The organism is Pontibacter sp. BAB1700, from assembly GCF_000277005.1.
In the GTDB taxonomy this organism is placed as follows: Bacteria; Bacteroidota; Bacteroidia; order Cytophagales; family Hymenobacteraceae; genus Pontibacter; species Pontibacter lucknowensis.
In genome coordinates this window covers 1-24,968 of the sequence record NZ_AKIS01000058.1, presented here as the reverse complement: position 1 = coordinate 24,968, position 24,968 = coordinate 1, and the positions used below count along the sequence as shown (strand labels likewise).

The following is a 24,968-nucleotide window of genomic DNA, read 5'->3' as shown; positions in this document are numbered from 1 at the left end:
GGTATGGGTAAAGACCACACACTGTTCGCTATGGTTGACGGTGTAGTTCAATTCAAGAAAGGTGTTAAGAACCGTTCATTCGTTTCTGTAGTACCTAAAGTAGAAGCAGAAGCTTAATTCTGACCGATACAAAAGGCCCCTGGCTTTTAAACAAAAAGGGACCACCAGCAAGGTGGTCCCTTTTTGTTTTGCCCTAGCGAAAATACTTACCTGTGGGAAGAACAATCAGATTTTGCTCCCGTATAAGAAGGTATAAAGAGTTATAGAGTGAAAACAATTAAACTCTTTTAGGAAAGGGACACTTTTAGTGTCCCTTTCTGTTTTTATACCTTTTGCAAGCCGCTGTAGGCCGAAATTCGACAACTCCTCCTGTTATCTTCCTATCCAGGTGCAACAAAAATTCGCCTTTTGCGGATAAGTGTGTATCTTTACAGCATTCTTATCAAGAAAGACCGAGGGACAGGGCCCGATGACGTCTTAGCAACCTTGTACCAGCTTGGTGCTAATTCCCTTCTCAGCCATATCTTGGCTGGGAAAAGATAAGAGAGTATACCTTCCTTGGGTGTCCTTCTTGATAAGCGCGTATGTAGACTTAACCAAGAGGGGGAACACCAAACATGACCACACCACATCATCCGATCCATACCTTGCTGCAGGAGCGCGTACTCGTGCTCGATGGCGCCATGGGCACCATGATCCAGCGCTACCAGCTCTCCGAAGCCGATTTCCGTGGCGAGCGTTTCAAAGATCATCCGTCCGACCTGAAAGGCAACAACGACCTACTCTCCATCACGCGGCCCGACATCATCAAAGCCATCCACACCGAGTACCTAGAGGCCGGTGCCGACATCATCGAGACCAATACCTTCAGCGGTACTACTATCGCTATGGCGGATTACAAGCTGGAGCATATCGTGTATGAACTCAACTATGAGTCGGCAAGGATCGCACGTGAGGCAGCGGACGAAGCCGAAGCCAACGCTCCTACCCATAAACGCTTCGTGGCAGGTGCCATCGGCCCGACGAACCGCACAGCTTCTCTATCCCCCGATGTAAACAACCCGGGCTTTCGAGCCATCACCTTCGACCAGTTGGTGGAGGCTTATTACGAACAGGTGCGTGGCCTGGTAGACGGCGGAGCTGATTTGCTGTTAGTGGAAACCGTGTTTGATACCCTCAACTGTAAAGCAGCCCTCTTTGCCATACAGCAGCACGTGAACGATGGTGGCAAAGAACTGCCGATCATGGTGTCCGGCACGATCACCGACGCCAGCGGCCGTACCTTGTCAGGGCAGACGGTAGAAGCTTTCTGGAATTCGATCTCGCATGCGCCGATCCTGAGCGTGGGCTTTAACTGTGCCTTGGGCGCCCGTCAGTTGAAGACGCACATTCAGGAGTTGTCGCGCATCTCCAACTGTTACATCAGCGCTTACCCGAATGCCGGTCTGCCGAATGCCTTTGGCGGCTACGACGAAACAGCCCAGCAGATGGGAGCCATTGTGGAGGAGTATCTGAAGGAAGGCTTAGTAAACGTACTGGGTGGTTGTTGTGGCACGACGCCAGTACACACCAAAGTAATCGCAGACCTGGTGCGCAGGTATAAACCGCACACTCCCACTCCCGTAGCTCCGCTCCCTCGCTACAGCGGCCTCGAGCCCCTCACCATCACCTCCGATACCCTTTTTGTCAATGTCGGCGAGCGCACAAACGTCACCGGCTCCAAGAAATTCTCCCGCCTCATCGTCGACGGCAAGTTTGAAGAGGCCCTTTCCGTTGCCCGACAGCAGGTAGAAGGCGGCGCGCAGATCATAGACGTGAACATGGACGAAGGCATGCTCGACTCGGAGCAGGCCATGACGGACTTCCTCCACCTGATCGCCTCCGAGCCCGACATTGCTAAGCTGCCCATCATGATCGACTCTTCTAAGTGGAGCGTGATTGAAGCCGGCTTGAAATGCGTGCAGGGCAAATCCATTGTGAACTCCATCTCACTGAAGGAAGGCGAAGAAGCCTTTAAGAAACTGGCCCGCAAAGTACGCCAGTATGGTGCGGCTGTAGTTGTGATGGCCTTTGACGAACAGGGGCAGGCTGACACCTTGCCTCGTCGCATCGAGATCTGTGAGCGCTCCTACCGCATCTTGGTTGACGAAGTAGGCTTCCCGCCACAGGACATCATTTTCGACCCGAACATACTGGCCATTGCCACAGGTATAGAGGAGCATAACAACTACGCCGTCGACTACATCGAGGCGGTGAAGTGGGTCAAGGCCAATCTGCCGCATGCGCAGGTTAGCGGCGGCGTGAGCAATTTGTCCTTCTCTTTCAGGGGTAACGATTTGGTGCGTGAGGCCATGCATACAATATTCCTATACCACGCCGTGCAGGCAGGTATGGATATGGGCATCGTGAATGCGGGTATGCTGGGGATTTACGAAGAGGTGCCGCTAGAGCTCCGCAACCTGATCGAAGATGTGATTTTCAACCAACACCCAGACGCTACTGAGAAGCTCGTGAACTATGCCGAGACCATCAAGGGCAAGGGCAAAACAGCTACTGCCGCTGACAATGCCTGGCGTGAGGCTCCGGTAGAGGAACGTCTGAAGCATGCGCTGGTAAAAGGCATCGTCGATTATATAGAAGAAGATACCGAAGAGGCACGACAGAAAGCCACTAAAACCTTGGACGTAATTGAAGGGCCGCTAATGGCAGGTATGCAGGTAGTGGGTGACCTGTTCGGAGCTGGTAAGATGTTCCTGCCACAGGTCGTGAAGAGCGCCCGCGTGATGAAGAAGTCCGTTGCCTACCTGTTGCCGTTCATGGAAGCTGAGAAAGCGGGTTCTTCCTCCTCCGCTCAGGGCAAGATATTGATGGCCACCGTGAAAGGTGACGTACACGACATCGGCAAAAACATTGTGGGTGTGGTGCTGGCCTGCAACAACTACGAAGTGATAGACCTGGGCGTGATGGTGCAGCTGGACAAGATCCTGGCCGAAGCCGAAGCGCAGCAGGTAGACGTGCTGGGCCTGAGCGGCCTGATCACCCCGTCTCTGGACGAAATGGTATACGTGGCGCAGGAGATGGAGCGACGTGGCATGAAAATTCCGTTGCTGATCGGTGGCGCGACTACCTCACGGGTACACACCGCCGTGAAAATTGCGCCGCAGTACAGCGGCCCCGTGGTGCATGTGCATGATGCCTCCCGCAGCGTAACAGTGGTGAGTAACCTGTTGGGCGGCAACCGCGAGAGTTACATTGCCGGGATCAAGGCCGAGTACGAGAAGCTGCGCGAAGACCACCTCAGCCGCACCAAAGACCGCGCTTTTGCCAGCATAGAAGAAGCCCGCGCCAACAAGTACCAGGTAGACTGGGCTGCGACGGAGGTAACCAAGCCAAGCTTTACCGGCAACAAGGTATACACGAACTACCCCCTGCAGGAGATCATCCCGTACATCGACTGGACACCGTTCTTCCATACCTGGGAGCTCAAGCGGCAGTACCCGAAAATACTGAACGACCCGGAATTGGGAGCGGAAGCCACCAAGCTGTTTGCTGATGCACAGGCCATGCTGCAGGAGATTGTGGACAAACAATTGCTCGAAGCCCGTGCCGTGGTGGGTTTCTACCCAGCCAACGTGGAGGCCGACGACACGATCGAGGTATACACCGATGATTCACGTGAAAACGTGCTCACCGAGTTCCATACCTTGCGCCAACAGGGTAAGAAAGGAGCCAATGTGCCGAACCTCGCCTTCTCCGATTTTCTTGCGCCGAAAGAAACAGGTATAGCCGACTACATCGGCGGCTTTGTGGTGTCGGCTGGCTTTGGCATCGAGAAGCTGTTGGAGCAGTACGAGGCTGAGCACGACGATTATAAATCTATTATGGTCAAGGCGCTGGCCGATCGCCTAGCTGAGGCCTTCGCCGAGCACATGCACCAAAAGGTACGAAAAGAACTCTGGGGTTACGCACCGGACGAGCAGCTGGACAATGAGGGTCTTATCAAGGAGCAATACAAAGGTATACGCCCTGCCCCAGGCTACCCCGCTGTCCAGACCATACTGAAAAGATCACGTTGTTCAACTTACTCAAGGCAGAAGAAACGGGTGTAATCCTGACGGAGAACCTGGCCATGCATCCGGCTTCTTCGGTGAGCGGCCTCTACTTCTCGCACCCCGACTCCCGCTACTTCGGTCTCGGCAGGATAGGCGAAGACCAGGTGGCCGACATTGCGCGGCGCAAAGGTATGGCCAAAGAGGAACTGGAGCGCTGGCTGTCGCCAAACCTGAACTACGAACCAAAGGTCATGGCGCAACAGGCAGTCTAGTCAGCCAGCATTTTTTGAATAAAGCAATTTAACCACCAACTATACCTTGAAAGTAACCGAGCACTTCCAGAACGCCAATGGCAAGACGCTGTTCACCTTTGAAATCTTGCCGCCACTCAAGGGCGAGAACATGAAAACCCTGTTCGGCCACATCGATCCGCTAATGGAGTTTAAGCCACCCTTTATCGACGTAACCTACCACCGCGAAGAGTACGTGTACAAGCAGCGGGAAAATGGGCTGTTAGAGAAGCGCAGCACGCGCAAGCGACCGGGCACGGTAGGTATTTGTGCGGCCATCCAGAACCACTACAAGGTAGACACGGTGCCGCACCTGATCTGCGGTGGCTTCAGCAAAGAGGAAACAGAAAATGCCCTGATCGACCTGCATTTTTTAGGTATAGACAATGTGCTGGTATTGCGTGGCGATTGCGTGAAGAGCGAGCAGCGCTTTGTGCCTGAGCCGGATGGACATACCTATGCAACAGAGCTGATTGGGCAGGTCGTGAACATGAACAAGGGCTGTTACCTGGATGATGAGCAGGCATACCACAATGGTACTGATTTCTGCATCGGTGTGGCGGGCTATCCGGAAAAGCACTTCGAGGCGCCTAATATAACGTCAGATTTGCGATGGCTTAAAAAGAAAGTGGAGCTGGGGGCAGAGTACATTGTAACGCAAATGTTCTTCAATAACCAGAAATACTTCGACTTTGTGAAGCGCTGCCGTGAAGAAGGTATAAACGTGCCGATCATTCCGGGTCTGAAACCGATGACTACCAAGACGCAGCTGACACTATTGCCGAGCCTGTTTCACATCGAAATTCCTTGCGCGCTAGCGGATGCCATCGAGGTCTGTCCGGACAACAAGGCTGCCGCACAGGTAGGTGTGGAGTGGGCAATACAGCAATCGAAAGAGCTGATGGAATTTGGGGTGCCTTGTCTGCACTACTACTCTATGGGTAAGTCAGAGTCGGTGCGGAAAGTCGCTGAAGCCTTATTTTAAAGAATCCTCAACTAAACTAAACCTAACCTTAAGGCTGGGGCTTTTGGCGCCAGCTTTTCTTTTTTATAGGTTTACCCGACCTCACAGTGTCTCCCAGACCGTGAGCGTCTAGCCGGCTATGAAACAAGTTTCAGGCGCTCACGAGAGCTGACACAAAATGTGAGTTATTACAAAGTCGGAAAGATGGGTGACAGCTTGTACAGCACTGGTTTGCTGGGGCTGGCATCGAGTTGCAGGCTAGCAATTTGAAGATTGAGCAGGTATAGCCCATCGTCTACCTGATCCGGTACATAGATCAGCTCTGTGATGGTGGCGCCACAACGGGTATTCTTTGGGTACTGCCAGAAAGCATGGTGGCAAAGCAGTTTGCCTTCATCCAGCTCACGGTCTACGGAGGGCAGGTCGAGGAGCAAGTGCTGTATACCTTTCTCAGCCAGGTATTGCCCGATGGTGTGCTCCAGGTAGGGTGGATTGGTGCCGGAGTAATGGCGGGTGAGCTTCTCGTCTGTGTTGGGCAGGGTGCGGATGATGAGCGCTTCGCATTTTATACCTTGCAGCTTCTCCTTCACATCCTCCAGCATTACCACTTTGTCACCGTTTTCCTGCTTCTGTGGCTGTAAGGTTATAAGCTGTGCTACAAACAGGAAACGTTTCAGGCAGTTGTGGATGGTCGCATTCTCGTCGGCAGAGATGTGACCGTAGCACTCGGTGTGAGTGCCGTTGCCGTGTGGTGTCACATGTATGCGCTTGTAATTGGTGCTGCCCCCTTCTGCTACGCTTCCCACAAAATCCCCGACCCGGATCACATCAAAAGCCACCGGCTCAGCCCAAAAGCACTCGGGTTGTAGCTGACCGTTGTGCAGGGGCATCGAAATGTCGAGCGGCTGTATCGGGTCGAAGGTATAGGGCTGGTCGCGGTAAGTGATGGAGGCTTCCATGGAACTGAGGCTTTTAATCCCGAAGCCACCGCAAGGCAGCTTCGTCGCTGGTAAAGTTTTTGACTTCAAAATTCACGCAGCCCAAGGCTTCAGCTCTTGTAACAACAGCTTCAAACGAAAGTCTGTTAAACACATTTTCGGGCAGCACACGGGCCAGTTTTTTCAGGCCCAGGTCCGAAAGCGACTTGTAGTAAGTTGTAGACAGCCACTCTTTGGTGTAGGGCAGTAACTTGCCGATGGCCATGGCATTCAGGAGCAACTTATCAATGTTAGACTCCTGCAGCAGCTGGCTTATCCTTTCCGCTGTCTCAAGCATCTCGCTGTGCTCCACAGGGCGTAGCCAGGTATTGGCCAGAATACCGTGTTGGCGGTCTGTTGCAATCCGGCTGATGTCATTCAAGTAAAGTGTTTCCAGTAGCTGCATGGTGGTGGGGTGCGGGGCTATATCCGCCTGATACCAAATCTACGAATAAATCTGAAATAAAAGCGAAAGCTATTCCACCATCAGGTCCAGGGTGATCTGGTCGGCAAGCAGCTTGCCTGATCAGTTAGGTATAGCACATCCGCTTCGATCCAGGCCAGGCCTTTATTGTGAAGCTGCTGCAGGTATAGCTGGTGTTGTGACTGCAGGTCGTAGCCATACCTGTCGCGCATCACTTTCAGGTCGCAACCCCAGATAGTGCGGAGTGTGGTAAGCAGGAAGTCGTTGGCCTGGTCTGCTAAAGTAAGCTCTTCTACTTCGGCAGGTATAGTGCCTTCGCTTATGGCGGCGGTATACTTACGGTTGTTGGCCACATTGTACTGCCGGCTATACCCGTTAAAGGAATGCGCACTCGGCCCCACCCCCAGGTAATGCACCCCTCGCCAGTAGTTGCTGTTATGCCGCGATTCGCAGCCAGGCTTGCTGAAGTTAGACACCTCGTACTGCACAAAGCCCTGCGCCTTCATCTGCTCCAGCAGGATCTCAAACTGCTCCGCCGTAAACTCGTCTTCCGACGGTTTAAAGGTTCCTTTCTTGCTCCAGCGTCCTAGGGCCGTGTCGGGCTCTATGGTTAGGGCATAGCAGGAAACATGCTGCACGTTGAGGGAGAATAGCGTTTTCAGGTCCTCGAGCCAGATGCTGTGATCCGTGGCGGGTATACCATAGATCAGGTCCACGGTGATATTGTCGAAGCCGGCGGCCTGGGCGTCTTTTACGCACTGCAGGCTCTCAGTTGCGTTGTGAGCGCGATTCATCATGCGCAGGTGCGGCTCGTGAAAGGACTGCAGGCCAATGCTCAGGCGGTTTATACCTGCTGCTTTTAGCTCCCGCAGCTTTTCCGGTGACAGGTCATCCGGATTGGCCTCCAGTGTTATTTCTGCGTCTTCCGAAACTATAAACAAGTCTTTGATGGTTTGCAGTAGAAGTTGCAACTCTTGCTGGGTGAGCAACGAGGGTGTGCCGCCGCCAAAGTAGATCGTGCCGACCTCTTGCCCCTGCAGGTACTCTCGACGCAGCTCCAGTTCCCGGGCAATGGCTTGTATGGTGACCTCCTTGTGCCCCATGGAGGTGCTGAAGTGGAAGTCACAGTAGTGGCAGGCCTGCTTGCAGAAAGGAATATGGAGGTAGATGCCGGACAATTTTTTAATTGTTAAATTGTTGATGGTTAAATTACTGTTCAGTTCGTGTGATATGTAAAAATAGCATGCGACAAACCGTTCAGGCAGTCTTACCTTTGCAGGCAAGCCATTGAGCAGATGCTTCTTGTTAATAGAGAAACAATTTAGCCCTTAAACAATTCAACCATTTAGCGTACAAATGTACAAAATCGCTGTCTTAGTCTGGTGCTTATTCCTATGGCTGCCCACGTTGGCGCAGGCGCAGGACAAGCCGCCTTTGCCACAGCAGCAGGTACAGCCGCCAACGCCTAAGTTGATAAACCAGACAAAAGCAGCGCTAAAGGTATACACGACAAGTGCAGAGCGCTCCGTACTGCGACAGTATAATTACCGCACCCAGCATACCGATACCGTAGAAGCCCGCAAAGAAGTCACGGCACTGGTGCACCGGCTGCATCAGGATGCCTACCTGCTGGCCTCGGCTGACAGCTCGTACAAGCACGGCGATACGCTCCACGTGAAACTGCACATCGGCAGTCGCTTCGACTGGGCTGAGCTGCGCAACGGCAACCTGAGCGAAGGTATACTGGTGGAATCTGGCTTCCGGGAGAAGTTTTACCGCAACACACCCTTCAAGCCGGCTGAGTACGCCCGTCTGCAGCAGCGCATCCTCGACTACGCTGAGCGCAATGGCTACCCCTTTGCCTCTGTCTGGCTCGACTCCATTCAGATAGTGGATAACAAGATAAGAGCCGCCTTGATGGTTGAGAAAGCTTTCATCGTCACTTACGACTCCCTGCAAGTGATGGGGGGCAGCAAAACGCAACCTAAGTTTCTGATGCGCTACCTGCAGCTATACCCTGGGCAACCCTATAACCAGGATCAGGTGGAGGCTTCGCAACGCATGCTCACTACACTGCCATACCTGAAAGTAGTGCGGCCCCCGCAGGTGCAGTTCTATCGGGACAAGGCGCGGGTGGTTTATTTCCTGGAAGACCGCCAGACAAACCAGATAGACGGTGTGGTCGGCTTCCTGCCCGACCCAAGCCGCTCCGGCAACAAACTGCTGATCACAGGCGAGGCCAACATGAACATCCGCAACATCAAAGGCAGCGGCAAGCAGCTCGGCCTGCAATGGCGTCGGGTAAATAAGGGGTCAGTTATCCTGAACGGCGAGTACCTGCACCCTAATCTTTTCGGAACTCCTTTTGAGCTAGGCACCCGCTTCGGGCTGCTGAAGCAGGATTCCAGCTTTATCACCATACAGCCGCGAGTGCAATTGGCCTATAATACCATGCGGTATGGGCGCTTTAGTGTGTTCACAGAGTGGCGTAATTCCCGCATTCTCTCCACGGCCAATCCACAGAGCCTGCGTGCGCTCGACCTGGCCGATGCTCGTACCAATACCTATGGTCTGAACTACCTTTGGAACAACCTCGACGACTTCTATTTTCCCCGTAAAGGTCGCCTGGTAGAGCTGCAACTGGCAGCAGGACGCAAAAAACTGTTGCGCAATCCGAGTCTGGAGAAGGAGTTTTACGATACGCTGGAGGTGAATACAACCCAGCTTAGTCTGGGCGTGCGTCTGGAGAACTTCTTCAGGGTTGGCAAAAACAGCGCCTTATTGGCAAGAGTGCGAGGCGAGGCACTGCTCAATGATCAGATCTTCCTGAATGACATGTATCGCATAGGCGGCCTGGCCTCCCTGCGTGGCTTTGATGAGTACTTCTTCTTTGCCTCCACCTATGGCATCGGCACGCTGGAATACCGTCTGTTCACGGCCGAAGACTCCTACGTGCTGCTCTTCTACGATCAGGGCTACTACCGCAGCGACCTGGAGCAATCTAAAGCCGAGGCCTGCCACTAGGTGTTGGCGGAGGAATAAGTTTTAGTACTGGCGCCGGAATTTTCCAATTAGTGTATTCTGTCGGAAAATCGGAACAGCAGCCTATGTCGCTGAGAGCCTCGAAGATACACTTCGGAATCACGAGCAAATTCTAAGGGAGCGCAATTTTTTTGAGGTTTTTAGTAACCTATGCTTGCATTGTAAGTATGTTTATACTACTTTTGTAACACAATAACAGTGCGGGATGGAGCAGTTGGTAGCTCGTTGGGCTCATAACCCAAAGGTCACAGGTTCGAGTCCTGTTCCCGCTACCCAAGAAAAGCCCTGAATCGGAAACGGTTCAGGGTTTTTGTTTTTTCAGTCCCCTTCTCCTTCCTATGATATCCTGTTAGTCTCGATGGATGCCCTCTAAATATTATCTTCGCTATATTTAAACTGAACTATACCTGATAACGTACAGAAGGTTCTTCTATTATGATGGAAATAGTGAAGTGAAGCACAAACAATAATAAGCTGAATTTGTAGACAATCCTGGGAGGTTTCATTCACATAAACCAGCCAGAGTGTATATACAGTTATTTAATTGTTTTGCTTATATTTAAGCACTATTTGCTTTAAAGTCATGCTCTGATAAATCATAATGAAAGGTTATATCGTTATAGTTTCAGTATAGCTAAATTTCACCCTCTAACCCTGATCCGATGCGCCAAATTCTACCTAGGCATCTGTTCTTTAGTTTGCTTGCTTCTTTGTTACTATTAAGCGGTCAAGTGCGGTCACAGGCATGTAGTGCTACAATTACAGTTGATGGTCGCACAGTCTTGTGTCAAGGTGAAACTACTACTCTAAAAGCTCCTGAAGGTGCCGGTCTTTCTTATGTATGGCTGCAGGATGGCGGTGTGATTGGAGGTGCTACAGGTTCCACTTTGCAGGTTAGTACATCAGGGCGCTACCAGGTGCGCGTCACTGGTACAGACTGTACTGAAAACACATCTGCAGGCACAGTGATTACCGTTAATCCACGGCCTGCCGCTCCTAACTTTACTATTGACCCTTCCACAGCCCCCTGTTCTGGCACACCTATAACTTTTGAAATAATCAACGAGAATCCGGAGGAGATTTATACCTGGACTTTAGGTGACGGTACAACTGCCAGAGGAGCGCGGGTAACACATACCTATAATGTGAGGGGAACGGGTTTCGAAACGTTCGATGTATCTGTTTTGGCCACTAACTCTGTCACAGGCTGTCCTTCCCTTGAGCCTGTAACAGAGCAAGTACAAGTGAACAGGCTGCCAGAGATATCCTTTACAGAAGAAAACAGCTTTCAAACCTGCTTGCCTGACACCATTGCCGATGAAGATATAAGTGTGCTGGCTGTAATTACCAATACAACAGAGGAGCCTGCCAGAAGTGACATTCGCAGTTATTTTGTTGACTGGGGAGACGGCAGCGGCCCCGTGCAGTACAGCCTTTCTGATTTTCCAATATCCAATCCGAATCCCTACACCGAGGTGGGGGACTATACTATCACTATCTCGGCAGTAGCCGGTAATGGTTGTACAGAAGTGTTTACACAAGTATACAGTGTAAGTAAAGACCCTAAAGCCGGGTTTCAGTTTGAGCGAAAACGGGCAGATGAAAATCAGCAGCCCCCTTGTGTGCCTATCATTGTGACGCTTGAGGATACAGCCTCGGGTGGAGGTTTGACATACGAGTGGAGTATAACGCCAGATCAGGGCTATGTGATAGAATCAGGTACGCTGACCGATCCTAACCCTGTGCTGAGGTTTGATGTTTCCGGGGTGTACACAATAGAGCAAATTGTAACCAACGGCTGCGAGACAGATACTGCGTCCCAGAGCGTTGTGATTGGATGGCCACAGGTGCAGCCGCCCCCGGGAGGAGTGTTCTGCGGACCTCAAACTATTGATCTGAGTGCCTCGGGGCCTGGCGGGTTCCCCGGTGGAGGTAGTGGAGGTATTTTCGTTGACAAAAACTTTGGGGAGGAAATTACGGTCACTGTGTCTATTAACGGACCAAAGGGACCTACCACAAGGACATTTAATTCTGAGACTTTTAGTTACTCCTACGATTTCGACAGGCCAGGCACATACAACATAACCGTGGAAGCTGTCAATGAGTGTGGTAGCTCTAATGCCATTTACCAGGGACAGCCGCAGCCGCCGTCTCAGGTGATTATACTGCAACAGCCTGGGCAACCGTCTATCCAGAATCCCGGCATTGTCTGTGAAGGTGATTTTGTGGAGTTGACCCCTACTTCCCCGGGACCAGCTTATGTCTGGTTCGATACCGATGACCCGAATGCGACACCGATTTTTATCGGCAACACATTTGTGACTCCTCCTTTAGCAGCTGGCAGCAACGATTATTTTGTGGCGGCACGCGACTCAGCGCAGGGCGTGATATGTATCGGGCCGAGAAGAAGGGTTACCGTTACGGCAAATCCGCGTGTTACCAACAACTTGATTGAAGGAGACGAAACCAGAACAGTATGTATTGGTGGCACATTGGCTCAGTTAACCGGCACCAGGCCTGCAGGGGGTGACGAAACCTCTCCATATCGCTATACCTGGCTTATTAGTACAGCCGGTCCCAATAGAGGTTATACAGCAGCACCTGGTGTAAATAATAACCAGAATTATACGCCGACAGAGCCAATACAAGCTACTACCTGGTTCAGGCGAGTAGTCCGCTCTGCAAATTGTTCGCCTGACTCCAGTAATGTGGTAGAGGTAGTGGCTGTCGAGCCTGTATCGCCAAGTGCTAATGTGGTTACGCCGGCATCCCAGGAGATTTGTACAGGAGATGTGCCTGGTCAACTGGTTGGCTCACCTCCAAGCGGCGGGGCGGGCGGCCCATATACCTATCGGTGGGAGATAAGTACAGTTGGCCCGAACACAGGTTTTGTTCCGGCACCAACTCCTAACAATGGTGAAAACTATGAACCACCTACAAATTTGTCTGGTGATACCTGGTTTAGGCGGATTGTTATTTCGGGATCATGTGATTCCCCTTCTGAAGCAGTTAAAATCTCTGTCTTCCCGGCGCTTGCCAACAACACGATCACAGCGCCGACCCAGGACGAGTGTTCGGGTGCCGCACCAGGTGCTATCACAGGTTCTGCGCCTTCTGGCGGCAGCGGCAACTATACCTACGAATGGCTGATCAGTGGAACAGGAAATGCTGGCAGCTTTGTGCCAGCACCGGGTACTAACAACCAGCAGAGTTATACCCCGGGTGCTATTACCCAGACTACCTATTTCCAGCGAATAGTGCGTTCCGGACAATGTACACCAAACGAGAGTAATGTGGTGGAGATACGCATACGGCCTGCCATTACGGGCAACTCCATTTCAGCTGCCCAGGAGATATGCTCAGGCACGCAGCCAGCCGCTTTGATGGGCACGACCCCTTCCGGTGGCAGCGGCGGTTTTACTTACCTTTGGGAAAGCAGTATTAGCGGCCCGAATGCAGGTTTCAATCCTGCGCCTGGTCAGAATACAGGAGCAGGTTATTCTCCGCCTGTACTGACCCGTGACACCTGGTTCCGCCGAGTGGTTATTTCAGGAGGTTGTGAAAATCCTTCAGAAGCAGTGCTGATCTCCATGTTGCCTTTGCCAAACGCTCCTATCCTGACAGTGCAAAACGCCCGCGCCTGTGTGGGTGGGTCTGCCACATTAACGGTAGCCAATGCTAACGGCAATACCATTGAGTGGTATGATGCTCCAACTGGCGGGTCGCCGCTCTTTGTCGGCACTACTTTCGTTACACCAGAGCTTAGTAGTAACACCACTTTCTATGTACAGGCCAGAAACAATAACAATTGTACAAATGCTACCCGCACGGCGGTAAACGTGACCGTAGTGGAGCCTGTCGCTGATGCCGGTCCAGATGTGGAAATCATTCAGGGGCGTCCTGCAGAGCTGCGTGCTTCAGGCGGGGTGTCGTACCAGTGGGAGCCTGCTGCCAGCCTGAGCAACGCCAATGTGTCCAACCCGGTGGCCAGGCCGGATGTGACTACTACTTACACGGTGACTATCACGACCGAAGAAGGCTGTACGGCAACCGATGAAGTGACCGTGACGGTTATACCTGCGATCACAGCGCCTAACGCATTCTCTCCAAACGGCGACCGGGTGAATGATGTGTGGGAGATTGAGAACATTCAGAACTATCCGGATGCACGCGTCGAGATCTTCAACCGCTGGGGCAACCAGATTTTCAATTCAACCGGCTATGCTACACCTTGGGACGGTACCTACAATGGCGAGTCCCTGCCAGTGGCGACTTATTACTACATCATTTACCTCAACAGCTCCGAAAAACCAATTTCAGGGCATGTGACCATTATTAGATAATGACTATGAAGAAGCTGTCTCTCCTGTTGGTTGTATTGGTAGGTGTTGTCACGCAGGCTTTCGCACAGCAGCGTCCGCAGTACAGCCAGTACATGGTCAATAACTTTCTGCTCAACCCCGCCCTGTCAGGTATAGAAGACTATGCCGACATACGCATAAGCAACCGGCAGCAGTGGGTGGGGCTAGACGGAGCGCCTGTTACCTACTACGCCTCCGCCCACATGCCGCTGAATAAAGGTGCGGCCAGTACCAAGTATGCCAAGCGCTCGCCCACCATGGGGCAGGTATTATTCTTCATACCGATAAAACAGGGCCCTTGCGCAGAACGGGGCTATCAGGCACCTATGCTTACCACTTACCCGTTACGCGCACCATCAATGTGTCAGCAGGCGTGGCAGCGGGCCTGGTGCGCAATACCATCAACAGTTCAGAACTGGAGTTCACCAACCCGGCAGAGCCCCTGATAGGTGGTGGCCAGGTGAATCAAAATGTGCTGGATCTTTCGCTGGGGCTGTGGGTGTACTCCCGTAACTTCTCTGTAGGTCTGGCGGGGCTCAGCTGCTGGAGAATGCGGGCACTTTCCGCTCCGCTGAGGATAACAATGTGTCACTTGACCTGCAGCGCCATTACTTCCTGACGGGTAGCTACCGCTTTGCTCCTGGAGGTCGTATAGACCTGATCCCTTCTGTGATGCTCAAACTAGCCTCGCCTAGCCCACTTTCTGTGGACGTAAACCTTCGTGCGCTTTATGATGAGCGCTTCTGGGTAGGTGCTTCCTACCGCCACAACGATGCCATAGTAGGCATGGTGGGCGTATATGTTAGCCCACTGATTGACATCTCCTATTCATACGACGCCACCACATCAGGCCTCAACCGGGTAAGCGCCGGAACCCACGAGGTAGTAGTAGGTTTTAAGCTGTTCAATGACCGTCGCATCATATGTCCGCAGTGGGTATGGTAGCGTAAGAGCACTTTTAGCTTTAGTGCAATTCAGAAAGAACCTGTGAGGGGATATTTTTTTTATGTTGCTGATACAGAGTGTGCCCGATTGTGCCTACTTTTGCACCCGAGTCTAAAAATACTATTGCACAATAGCTTGTGAGATGCGATCAGACAGTTTATAATTAAGAGCTGGGCGCACTTGAGAAGTAGTAGAAATAATATAGGACTTTGCCGCAATTAAGTTTAAACTTTAACTTAAAATTTGGTGCTTAACAAATTTTGTTAAATTTTAGAGGTTAATATAGCCCCAAATATATGCAATATACTTTTGAAGCTTCTTAATGTACTTTTTTAAGTATATACTTGCGACTTATTTGGCTGAGACGGATGGAAAGAGAAGAGCTTCGGAAATGGCTGTCCGTAGCTGCAAATTGTTGAATATTTAAACGCCAAGTTCTATAACAAACTTATACTCATTGATTTCATGACAAGCTTCTTAAGTAGAGCCTTGCTCTTAGTGCTGGGCTTATGGCTGGTTACGTTTGGCGTAAATGCGCAACAAGCGCCCACACTGGGGGCCTTTTACGACTATAACGTAGTAGGTGGCGATAGGGTTGTAAACCAGAACAACACAAATACAGTTGTTCGCGCAAAAGTGGCCTCCGTTGGCAGAACCGCCCAGGGTTTTAACGACGGTTCTGTATGGCGTGGCATCGAAAACGTAAATGCCGCTGCCAATGAGGCCCTCGCCGCAGCCACTGCAGTCTACAATACGGCCGCTGCCACTGCTCCTACTGCTACACTAACCAATCCTGAACTTGGTGGCCGTACTTATACTCCTGGTGTATACCTGTTCAATGGAGATGCCACTGTCGCCAATGATATTACATTAGACGGTGGTAACAACCCAAATGCAGTTTTCATCTTTGTCATCAAGGGAAGTCTTAGTATAAGTGCCGGAGTGGATATTGAGCTGATTCGGGATGCCAAAATCGGCAATGTTTTCTGGGTTGTGGAAAATGCACTCACCGTAGCCAATGGTGCAGAAATTAAAGGTCAGTATCTGGCGCAGCAGGCCGTAACCCTGGGTGATGGTACGATTGTAAGGGGCCGGGTTGCTTCCCTCCAAAGTGAAGTGAGGCTGAACAACAACAACTTCTTCCTGCCAACTGACCTAGAGATCAAAATACAGAAATCGGAAGGCAACGCCGGTGTTGACCGCTACATTGTAGGTCAGACAATCACCTATACCTTCACTGTCACGAACAAAGGACCTGTAGACGACGAAAACGTACGGGTAACCCCCATTCTTTTTTCCGGAGCAAACCACAGCTTCACTACTGATGCGCCCAATTCTACTTTCTCGCTTGTGAACAGCAACTGGGTATGGAACATCGGGAGCCTGAAAGTTGGACAGACCTATACCCTTACGCTCACTGCAACTATCAACGAAACAGGCCCGGGCTTTGTACGTGGTACTATTTCAGGTGCGGCTGAGGATGAAATCCAGCAGAACAACACGGTTGACATTAACTTTTGCGCGGTACTGCCAGATGCAGGGGTTATTACTGGTCCGGTAGAACTGTGTGTGGGGACTGACGCAGAGTACAGTATAGAGCCAGTGGTAGGTGCCACGGGCTATACCTGGAACGTACCCAGCGGATGGGAAATTATTGGAGCTAGAAACTCAACGAAGGTTGTTGTAAGAGCAACATCACGTAATGACGATGCCTTTATTCAGGTTTCGGTGAACAACAGCTGCGGCGCCAGCCCTCCAAGCCGCCTGAAAGTAAACAACTACCCGGATCCACCTGCCACACCGGGGCCAATCACGGCTAATGAAGGTGTATGTGCCGGTGAAGGCGCAACATACTCCATAGAGCCAGTCAAAGATGCCACTTCCTATGTATGGGCAGTGCCTGAAGGCTGGGGAATTGTATCGGGACAGGGTACCACACAAATAACAGTAAGTGTAGGTGAAACAGCCGGAAAAGTAACTGTAAAAGCAAAGAACGTCTGCGGCGAAAGCCCGAATGCATCAGAGATTGACGTAAAACCATTCCTACAGGCGCCGAATCAGCCTTCTAACATCTCTGGATCAGGTACGATGCCTTTCTGTGTTACAACAGATCGTGTGACATTCAGTGTGACAGCCAGCGGCGATGTAGCAGAGTATATTTGGGAATATCCGGCTGAGTGGACGCTTATAGAGGGACAGGGAACCAATACCGTTATCTTTAATCCAAACGGCGTAGGTGGTACGGTAACTGTAAAAGGCATCAATGCCTGCGGACAGAGCCCATCCAGAACATTTAATGTGGTGCCTATTCCAGGCCCGCCGGTTAATCCGGGTGACATCTCAGGAGCTTTTCCGGTTTGCCAGAACAGTGTAGGTACAAAATACTCCGTAGCACCAGTGCCAGGAGCAACCAGCTATACCTGGTATGTGCCGGATGGCTGGACGATCACTGCTGGTCAGGGTACAAACGAGATCACCGTATCATTGAGCGAAAATGCCAGCGGTGGCCAGTTACGTGTGCAGGCTGTCAATGACTGCGGCGCAAGCGGCATCACCCGTAAAGATGTAACGACCGCAACTGGTGCACCATCTGCTCCTGTCGTGATAAAAGGAGAAGAGTTTGGCTGTACGGCTAAAACGACGGTATATGAAATAGACCCCGTTGCAGGAGCTCAGAGCTATACCTGGACACTACCTGCTACCTGGACCATTATCAGCGGCCAGGGCACTACCCGCATCACCGTAACGATTGGTAGCCAATCAGGAAATGTGAGTGTGATCGCGGTGAACTCATGCGGTCAGAGTAGCCCTGCCACCAAAGCCGTGAGACCATTCCCAACAGTGCCAGCAACTCCATTTGCCATTAAGGGTCCTAACGAAGTATGTATAGGCCAGAGCGAGGTAGTTTATATGCTGGAGCCGGTTGACCATACCTTAGAGTACATCTGGGCCGTGCCGTCTGGCTGGACTATCTTGTCAGGCCAGGGTACGACGCGAGTGGTAGTGAAAGTAGGTACACTGGCTGGTGATATCACTGTGACGGCTTCTAACCCATGCGGTAACAGTATGCCTGCCAGACTGCGCGTTGCGCCAGTGGCTGACGTACCGGCTCCGCAAGCGGGACCAATAACCGGAAACGCCCAGTACTGCGCCGGTCTTAACCAAACTTACTCTATCGATCCGGTGCAAGGTGCAAGCTCTTACTTCTGGAGCTTCCCTGGCGAAGACTGGGTGATCGTAGAGGGACAGGGAACTACCCGCGTGACGGTGAAGGCCGGAACAACGCAAGGTAAAGTGAGTGTAGCTACTGTAAACAACTGCGGAACCAGAAGCACTGCCACTGGTTTGACAGTACAGTCTGTAGGGTCAGTGCCGCCTTCACCATCTGCTATTATAGCTGACAATGAAACCTACTGTGGCAATACAGCTGGACTTACCTTCCGCATCGCAGCTGTTCCAACGGCAATCAGCTACGAGTGGGTCGTGCCACAAGGCTGGACAATCACATCAGGCAAGGAACAACAGAAATTAAAGCAACAGCCGGCACAAGCGGAGGAGAGATAACCGTAGTGGCTGTTAACTCCTGCGGAAAGAGCCAGAGTGTGAAGCTTCTGACAGAGCCTCAGCGTCCACTTATGAACCCGGAAGCTATAAAGGGACCGGAGCTGGCATGTGTGGGCAGAACTGACGCTGTTTATTCTATACCTGCCATCAGTGGTGCCGAAACATACCTGTGGACACTGCCTGCCGGCTGGGAGATACTGAAAGGGGAAGGCACTAACAGCATTACAGTGAAAATTACAGGCAGAGGAGATGTGAAGGTGAAAGCCGAGAATGCCTGTGGAACCACATCTGAGGCGAAACTCACAGTTGAAGTTGTAACCTCACCACCGCTTGCACCAGCTGCCATACTCGGCGAAACGCTGACCTGTGCAACACGCATAACCACTTACTCTATAGAACCAGTTGCGCATGCATCTTCTTATTCGTGGAAAGTGCCTGCCGGGTGGATCATTTCCTCAGGTCAGGGTACGACACAAATCACAGTACAGATGGGTACGAGCTCAGGTGTCATTAGCGTTGAGGCCGAGAACGACTGCGATAAGAGTGATGCCACAACACTGGCTGTCACTACCAGACCGCTTCCTGTGATCAGCCGCATTGTAGACCGCACTCTGGCTTGTTCCGATATCGCTACTTTCGAGCTCGAGTCTAACAACCCATCAGCGCTGTTTACCTGGGAAGTTCCGGCTGGCTGGGAGATCATGTCAGGGCAGGGCACTAGCGTGATCACCGTGATGCAGGGTAATGCCAGAGGAGAGATTACTGTAGTGGCTGACAACGGTGAGTGTAAGAGCGACCCGGTAACCATGATCTCAGACCCAAGCATGCGCGAAGCGGCTCTGAATGTGCCGAACGTGTTTACGCCTAACAACGATGGTGAAAACGACACCTGGGTAGTCGGGAATCTGACAAACTATCCGGATAATGAGGTGGTAGTCGTGAACCGCTGGGGCAATGAAGTGTACAGAAGCAAAGCTTATCAGAACAATTGGAATGGAGACAAATTAGCGGAGGGTACTTATTACTACCTGATACGTCTCACGCTGTGCGATGGCTCTGAGAAGACCTACAAGGGTTATGTGATGATCGTCCGATAAGAAAACAAACGAATTAAGTGATTACCATGCGAAAAATAGGGGTACTTCTGGTGTTACTGCTGCTGTCCTGGGAGGGCTATGCGCAGCAGGCACCGCAATACACACAGTACATCTTCAACGAGCTGATCATCAACCCGGCCTATGCGGGTAGCAAAGAGATTATCAATGCGAACCTGACACACCGCAGCCAGTGGGTAGGTATAGAGGGGGCTCCCACTACACAGACTTTCAGTGTGGATGGTTCTTCACGCAGCGGTCTGCTGGGCTTTGGCCTCAATGCGATGAATGATGAGCTTGGAGCTCAGCGCCAGATGGGGCTTCATGGCAACCTGGCCGTGCGACTGCAGATGAGCGAGACATCCAAACTGGCGCTAGGCTTTGCGGCAGGTTTGGCGCAGTATACACTTGATGGCACCAAGCTCAACACCGGCAACACAAGACCTGACCAAGCGCTGAACCCGGGTCGCGTTTCAGAACTGATGCCTGATTTTCGTATCGGAGCCTTCTTCAACACGGAGCGCTTCTATACCGGACTTTCAGTAGCCAACCTGATCAATACCGGAGATGATAACCTGGAAGTAACCATGCCGAACCGCCATTATTTCCTGTCGGCAGGTTATGTGATGGACCTCTCGTCAACGCTTATCTTCAAGCCTAGCTTTTTGGTAAAAGAGGATTTTAACAGCCCGACAAGTTTGGATCTGAATGCATTTTTCCTGTTGGGAGAGCGCATCTGGCTGGGAGGCTCGTACCGCACGGCTGTGAAAGTGCACAGCAACTACTCTGACGAATACGAACTGGACCGCCGCAATGCCTGGGCAGCTATCGCACAGCTCTATGTAACGCCTAAGCTGCGACTAGGCTACTCTTACGATGTAAGCTTAAATGCACTGCGCCAGCATGCCAGTCACGAAATTTCACTGGGTTACTCCTTCTTCAAAAAGCAGGATAACCGAATGCTGACACCACGTTACTTCTAAATTCACCCAGAAAGCAGACATGAGATTACGATTCCTATACCTACTGATTCTTCTGGCGACAGTGTGCGCGCAGCCACTTGCTGCGCAGAAAAAAGAGATAAAGGAGGCTGACAAACACTTCAATAGTTTTGAGTATGCCCTGGCGCTCGACGCTTACAAAAAGTTGATGGAGCGCAAAGAGCCAGACGCTTATCTGCTCGAGCGCATAGCAGACAGCTACCGCCTGATGAACAACAGTAAGGAGGCAGAGTTCTGGTATGCACAGGCTGCCGGCTTTGAGAATGTAACGCCAGCCAGCATTTACTATTATGCCGAAGCAGCCAAGCGCAATGGTAACTATGAGAAGGCAAAAGAACTGTATACCAGCTATGCCCGCCGTGTGCCGGAGCAGGCCAACAAAGCCATGGCACTGGCGGCCTCATGCGACTCAGCAATATTCTGGACGAACAGACCACTTTCCTACGAAATTTCTACCGAGCAAAGCCTTAACTCCTCTGGGGTTGACTTCAGCCCTATTCAGCTACCAAATGGCGATATGGTGTTCTCGTCAGACAGGCTACCAACCGACGAGAGCAAGAAAAAAGAGCGCTTCAACTGGACCGGAAATGGCTTTGTGCAGCTCTACTACGCCAGCATGAACGAGGACTCTACCTGGAATGAGCCGAGCCCGCTTGGCAATGAGATTAACACCGATTTTCACAACGGCCCGGCATCTTTCCTGCCGCAGGAGAATATCCTTTACTTTACACGGACCAACAGTGTGAAGCGTAGCCATGCCAAAGTGAATACTGACCCAACCAGCTGGGTGAATAGAGGTGATGGCAAGGGCACCGGTAACATTAACCGGCACGAAATATTTATGGCGCGTCGCAATGGCGATGAGTGGGTAGATGTGAAGCCTTTCAAATACAATAAGCCACAAGAGTATTCTGTAGGGCATCCTGCCATTACGCCAGACGGGAAGGTCCTTTACTTTGTGTCTGACATGCCAGGAGGAGCGGGCGAAACAGACATTTACTATAGTGAGCGTCAGCCGGACGGCAGTTGGGGCGAGCCTGTAAACGCAGGCGAAGTGATAAACACGAGCGGCCGTGAAAGTTTTCCAAGTATAGGCGGTGATGGCAAACTCTATTTCTCATCTGACGGACACGTAGGCCTTGGAGGTCTGGACATATTTAAAGCAGAGGGAGAGCACGGTAACTGGACACGCGTGCAGAACCTGATGTATCCGCTCAATACCTCCCGCGACGACTTAGGTATTGTAGTAGACAGCTCTGGAACCAAAGGCTGGTTGTCATCAGGCAGAACAAGCGAAACCGGCTACGACAATATTTACAAATTCAGAGAAGTGAACGTGGAATGTACGCTGGTTGGACAGACTTACGAGATGGTAGATCAGCCAGGAACACACCTCAAGAAACGTGTGATGGTGGATAATGTGCTGCTTCAGTTGTTTGAAGAGAACGTGGGTTCCATGGTTGAAACGCACTCTGACTCAACTGGTAACTTCAATTACAAAGTGGAGGCAGGTATGCAATACACCATCCGTGGTAGCAAGAAAGGTTACCTGACGCAGACGATCCTCTTCACACCGGATTGCCGCTTCAGCATAGACTCGCTGTTGGTGGAGATGATCATGTACCGTGACACGCCTAACGTACCAATCGTTTTGGAGAACATCTTCTACGACCTCGACAAGCATGACATTCGTCCGGATGCTGCCATTGAACTAGACAAACTGGTGCGTATACTCAAGGCCAACCCAACAATCCGCATCGAGCTGAGCTCTCACACCGACAGCCGCCAGACCCGCAAGTATAACCAGGATCTGTCAGATCGCAGAGCGCAGGCTGCCGTGGATTACATTGTATCGAAAGGTATAGAGCGCAACCGACTGGTAGCGAAAGGCTACGGCGAAACAAGGCTGCGTAACAAATGCGCCGACTATGTAGAATGTTCGGAAGAAGATCATCAGGTGAACCGACGTACCGAGTTCAAGATCATCAGCAAGTAATAAATTAAGGTAAAGCAAAAGCCCCGGCTCTTTCAGGAGCCGGGGCTTTTGCTTTAAGATCAACTGTAAACCGAAATAAGGTATAGCTTATTGTGCAGACCAGCCACCATCTACGGGTAGCATGGCACCTGTCAACTGACTGGCCGCATCGGATGCCAGGTATAGCGCCAGGTTACCGAGCGCTTCAACTTCTACAAATTGCTTGATGGGCTGTTTCTTCAGCATCACTTTTTCGATGACCTCAGTTTCTGACATCTGGTGGGCACGTGCCTGATCGGCAATCTGTGCTTCTACCAGTGGGGTTCGCACATAGCCGGGGCAAATGGCATTGCAAGTAATGCCGTAAGGAGCTCCCTCCAGCGCCAGGACTTTGGTTATACCTGCCACACCGTGCTTGGCTGCCACATAGGCCACTTTAAACTCCGATGCACGCAGGGCATGCGCCGAGGCGATGTTGATGATGCGGCCAAACCCACGGGCTTTCATACCGGGCCATACGGCTTTGGAAGCATGAAAAGTAGCCGACATATTAATAGCGATGATCGCATCCCAACGATCTTCCGGAAACTCGTCTACAGGAGCGACATATTGTATACCTGCATTGTTGATGAGGACATCAATTTGGCCAAACTCCTGCTCGGCCTGCTGCACCATCTCCCGGATCTGGTCTGAGTACTGCATGTTAGCGGATGAGAACATTACTTTTACATCGTGCTCCTGCGCCAGTTCATCGGCAATCTGCTGACCATATTTCTCCAGTCCGTTTAATAGCAGGTTGTAGCCCTGGGCCGCAAACAAGCGGGCTATACCTAAGCCAATGCCACTGGTGCCGCCTGTGATGATTGCATTCTTCATTTGTAAGATCTTAAAAATGGAAAGTTGACAAACAAAAAAACAGAGCGCCCTTGCGGGACGCCCTGTTCTCACCTTAATCTATCTACCTAACGTCGTTTTTATTTTTCTTGCCACCGAAGTCGAAGCGAAGCTCAACTGAGTACAGACGTCCGATCACCGGTGAGCCTACAAACTCGCGCTGCTCGGCATCAAACAGGTTGGATACGCTGGCACCCAGTGTGATCATTTGTGTGAAGCGGTAGCCAGCGCTCAAGTCTACAGATGTGAAGCCGCCAAGCGGACCGTAGTTGTAAAGGAGCGGTGCCACACGCTGCTCGCGGTTTTCGCGGGATGCCACCTGAGAGCCCGAGAAGAAATCATATTCCGGCAGGATGCGCACATTCACCGAGCCAAAGAACTTGTTGTTGAACAGGTCGCGGGCAGTGAAGTTGAAGTTGTAGCGGTGCTTTGGTGCATTCAGACTGCTCTCCGCCGGCGTTACTTTGCCGTCACCGTTCGCGTCATTGTCCAGGTTATCACGGTCCGTGATATCGGAATTGAAATAAGAATACTTGGCACCAATGCTGAAATTATTGCTCAGGTAATAGTTCAGGCCAAGGTCTGTTCCCCAAGAGTTCACATTACCATAGTTCAGATAAGTGAGGTAGTAGTTGAGGGCGTTAGAAGCAGCTTCTGTTACATCTTCTGAGCCTTACGGATCACTTTCTCTTTGCCCATGATCGGGGTGATGCCCGTTAGTGGAGAAATGAAATCCTGTGACATGGAGTACCAGGTGCTCAGATCAACATAAAACTTGTCAGTAGGAGTGCCTTTGTAACCGAGTTCGAAAGTCTGCACACGCTCTGGCTCCAGCTTCGGGATCTCGCGAGTAGCACCTGTCTCCGTATTCTGAATCGTCAGGCCTGCGCCGCTACCCAAAATGGCCAGTGCGCCATTGTTCAGATAAAACTCCTGGAATTGGATAGAGGGGGCTGCATAGGCACGGCCATAGGTAGCTCTGAAGGTACCTGCCAGCGCATTCAGCGTCAGGGCAGCTTTGGGGCTAAACTGCGTACCATAGTTGTCGTGGCGGTCCAGGCGGGCGCCTACAACAGCGCGCACTCTGTCACCCAGGCTTCGCTCAATTTGGGCTACGGCACCATACTGATTCAGGATGATGTTGCCGTTGCGGTCATCGAGGTAGGTTTGGCGGCTATAGGCGACATCGCGCTGGAAACTCAAGCCCGTGATCACATCAAAGCCAGCGTAGCTATTGTTGTACTGCACCTCTCCGTTCAGGCGGTGACTTTTGTCGATAAAGCCTGGGAAAGCGATGGCAGGTGAGCCAGGGTATAGTGAACCTGCCGGAGCACCGGTTTTAGACTTTTCGTGCGCAACTTCCTGCGACTGGCCCAGGCACGCAA

At 51.6% G+C, this 24,968-nt stretch carries 14 protein-coding genes, 1 tRNA gene, 4 pseudogenes and 1 riboswitch; of the genes and pseudogenes, 13 read left to right on the top strand and 6 right to left on the bottom strand.

From position 1 onward, the window contains the following. The 3 genes and pseudogenes from O71_RS07825 to metF all read left to right on the top strand — a co-directional run. Positions 1-117, top strand: a 117-nt coding sequence (locus O71_RS07825; RefSeq protein ID WP_007655145.1) for a 50S ribosomal protein L27, incomplete at its 5' end; no start/stop codon positions are given. Between the two features lie 319 nt (positions 118-436). Beyond that, positions 437-546, top strand: a riboswitch (SAM riboswitch). 71 nt (positions 547-617) lie between these two features. Next, positions 618-4,324 (top strand): annotated as a pseudogene (gene metH / locus O71_RS07820) (methionine synthase). A gap of 46 nt (positions 4,325-4,370) precedes the next feature. Then, positions 4,371-5,327 carry a methylenetetrahydrofolate reductase [NAD(P)H] gene (metF, locus tag O71_RS07815; RefSeq protein WP_007655139.1) on the top strand — a complete coding sequence of 319 codons (957 nt, stop codon included), beginning with the start codon at positions 4,371-4,373 and terminating at the stop codon, positions 5,325-5,327. 167 nt (positions 5,328-5,494) lie between these two features. Here metF and O71_RS07810 read toward each other — a convergent pair whose 3' ends face one another. From O71_RS07810 to hemW, 3 genes are all read right to left on the bottom strand, one after another. Continuing rightward, the gene (locus tag O71_RS07810) at positions 5,495-6,265 is read right to left on the bottom strand and encodes a cyclase family protein (RefSeq protein WP_007655136.1); all 771 of its coding nucleotides are present in this window, start codon (positions 6,263-6,265) and stop codon (positions 5,495-5,497) included. A gap of 13 nt (positions 6,266-6,278) precedes the next feature. Continuing rightward, entirely contained in the window at positions 6,279-6,689 is a 411-nt protein-coding gene (locus O71_RS07805) for a hypothetical protein (protein WP_007655133.1), read from the bottom strand. Between the two features lie 80 nt (positions 6,690-6,769). Then, positions 6,770-7,885 (bottom strand): radical SAM family heme chaperone HemW, encoded by a 1,116-nt coding sequence (hemW, locus tag O71_RS07800; RefSeq protein ID WP_007655131.1) that lies wholly within the window; start codon positions 7,883-7,885, stop codon positions 6,770-6,772. 229 nt (positions 7,886-8,114) lie between these two features. Here hemW and O71_RS07795 point away from each other — a divergent pair, with 229 nt between their 5' ends. From O71_RS07795 to O71_RS07760, 10 genes and pseudogenes are all read left to right on the top strand, one after another. Further along, entirely contained in the window at positions 8,115-9,731 is a 1,617-nt protein-coding gene (locus O71_RS07795; protein WP_007655127.1) for a POTRA domain-containing protein, read from the top strand. A gap of 217 nt (positions 9,732-9,948) precedes the next feature. Further along, positions 9,949-10,025, top strand: a tRNA-Met gene (locus O71_RS07790). A gap of 506 nt (positions 10,026-10,531) precedes the next feature. Further along, positions 10,532-14,092 (top strand): T9SS C-terminal target domain-containing protein, encoded by a 3,561-nt coding sequence (locus O71_RS07785; RefSeq protein WP_007655126.1) that lies wholly within the window; start codon positions 10,532-10,534, stop codon positions 14,090-14,092. After that, positions 14,092-14,274 (top strand): annotated as a pseudogene (locus O71_RS27150) (type IX secretion system membrane protein PorP/SprF); the annotation flags it as partial. The gene O71_RS07785 and the pseudogene O71_RS27150, both read left to right, overlap by 1 nt. Before the next feature lie 134 nt (positions 14,275-14,408). Next, a complete protein-coding gene (locus O71_RS26420; RefSeq protein ID WP_255345364.1) occupies positions 14,409-14,729 on the top strand; it encodes a type IX secretion system membrane protein PorP/SprF in 321 nt (106 codons plus the stop codon). Continuing rightward, complete coding sequence (locus O71_RS26415; protein WP_007655120.1) at positions 14,696-15,055, top strand: PorP/SprF family type IX secretion system membrane protein; 360 nt, start codon at positions 14,696-14,698, stop codon at positions 15,053-15,055. Before O71_RS26420 ends, O71_RS26415 begins: the two co-directional genes overlap by 34 nt. 465 nt (positions 15,056-15,520) lie before the next feature. Further along, positions 15,521-18,606: pseudogene (locus O71_RS07775) on the top strand (ice-binding family protein); the annotation flags it as partial. Between the two features lie 18 nt (positions 18,607-18,624). Further along, on the top strand, positions 18,625-19,716 hold the full coding sequence (locus tag O71_RS07770) for a gliding motility-associated C-terminal domain-containing protein (protein ID WP_007655116.1): 1,092 nt from the start codon (positions 18,625-18,627) through the stop codon (positions 19,714-19,716). A 26-nt stretch (positions 19,717-19,742) separates the two neighbouring features. Beyond that, entirely contained in the window at positions 19,743-20,696 is a 954-nt protein-coding gene (locus O71_RS07765) for a type IX secretion system membrane protein PorP/SprF (protein WP_040573989.1), read from the top strand. Between the two features lie 19 nt (positions 20,697-20,715). Then, the gene (locus tag O71_RS07760; RefSeq protein WP_143731868.1) at positions 20,716-22,710 is read left to right on the top strand and encodes an OmpA family protein; all 1,995 of its coding nucleotides are present in this window, start codon (positions 20,716-20,718) and stop codon (positions 22,708-22,710) included. A gap of 87 nt (positions 22,711-22,797) precedes the next feature. Here the strand turns inward: O71_RS07760 and O71_RS07755 are convergent, their stop codons facing one another. From O71_RS07755 to O71_RS26405, 3 genes and pseudogenes are all read right to left on the bottom strand, one after another. After that, on the bottom strand, positions 22,798-23,565 hold the full coding sequence (locus tag O71_RS07755) for a 3-hydroxybutyrate dehydrogenase (protein WP_007655102.1): 768 nt from the start codon (positions 23,563-23,565) through the stop codon (positions 22,798-22,800). 82 nt (positions 23,566-23,647) lie between these two features. Beyond that, a pseudogene (locus O71_RS26410) lies at positions 23,648-24,205 on the bottom strand (TonB-dependent receptor domain-containing protein); the annotation flags it as partial. A 35-nt stretch (positions 24,206-24,240) separates the two neighbouring features. Beyond that, the coding region (locus O71_RS26405; RefSeq protein ID WP_040573984.1) for a TonB-dependent receptor domain-containing protein at positions 24,241-24,968 on the bottom strand (728 nt) is incomplete at its 5' end.

Bases quoted from the DNA above. Each gene is read 5' to 3' on its own strand.
- O71_RS07810 (WP_007655136.1), bottom strand. From the start codon at position 6,265: ATGGAAGCCTCCATCACTTACCGCGACCAGCCCTATACCTTCGACCCG.
- O71_RS07765 (WP_040573989.1), top strand. From the start codon at position 19,743: ATGCGAAAAATAGGGGTACTTCTGGTGTTACTGCTGCTGTCCTGGGAG.
- O71_RS07805 (WP_007655133.1), bottom strand. From the start codon at position 6,689: ATGCAGCTACTGGAAACACTTTACTTGAATGACATCAGCCGGATTGCA.
- O71_RS07755 (WP_007655102.1), bottom strand. From the start codon at position 23,565: ATGAAGAATGCAATCATCACAGGCGGCACCAGTGGCATTGGCTTAGGT.
- O71_RS07760 (WP_143731868.1), top strand. From the start codon at position 20,716: ATGAGATTACGATTCCTATACCTACTGATTCTTCTGGCGACAGTGTGC.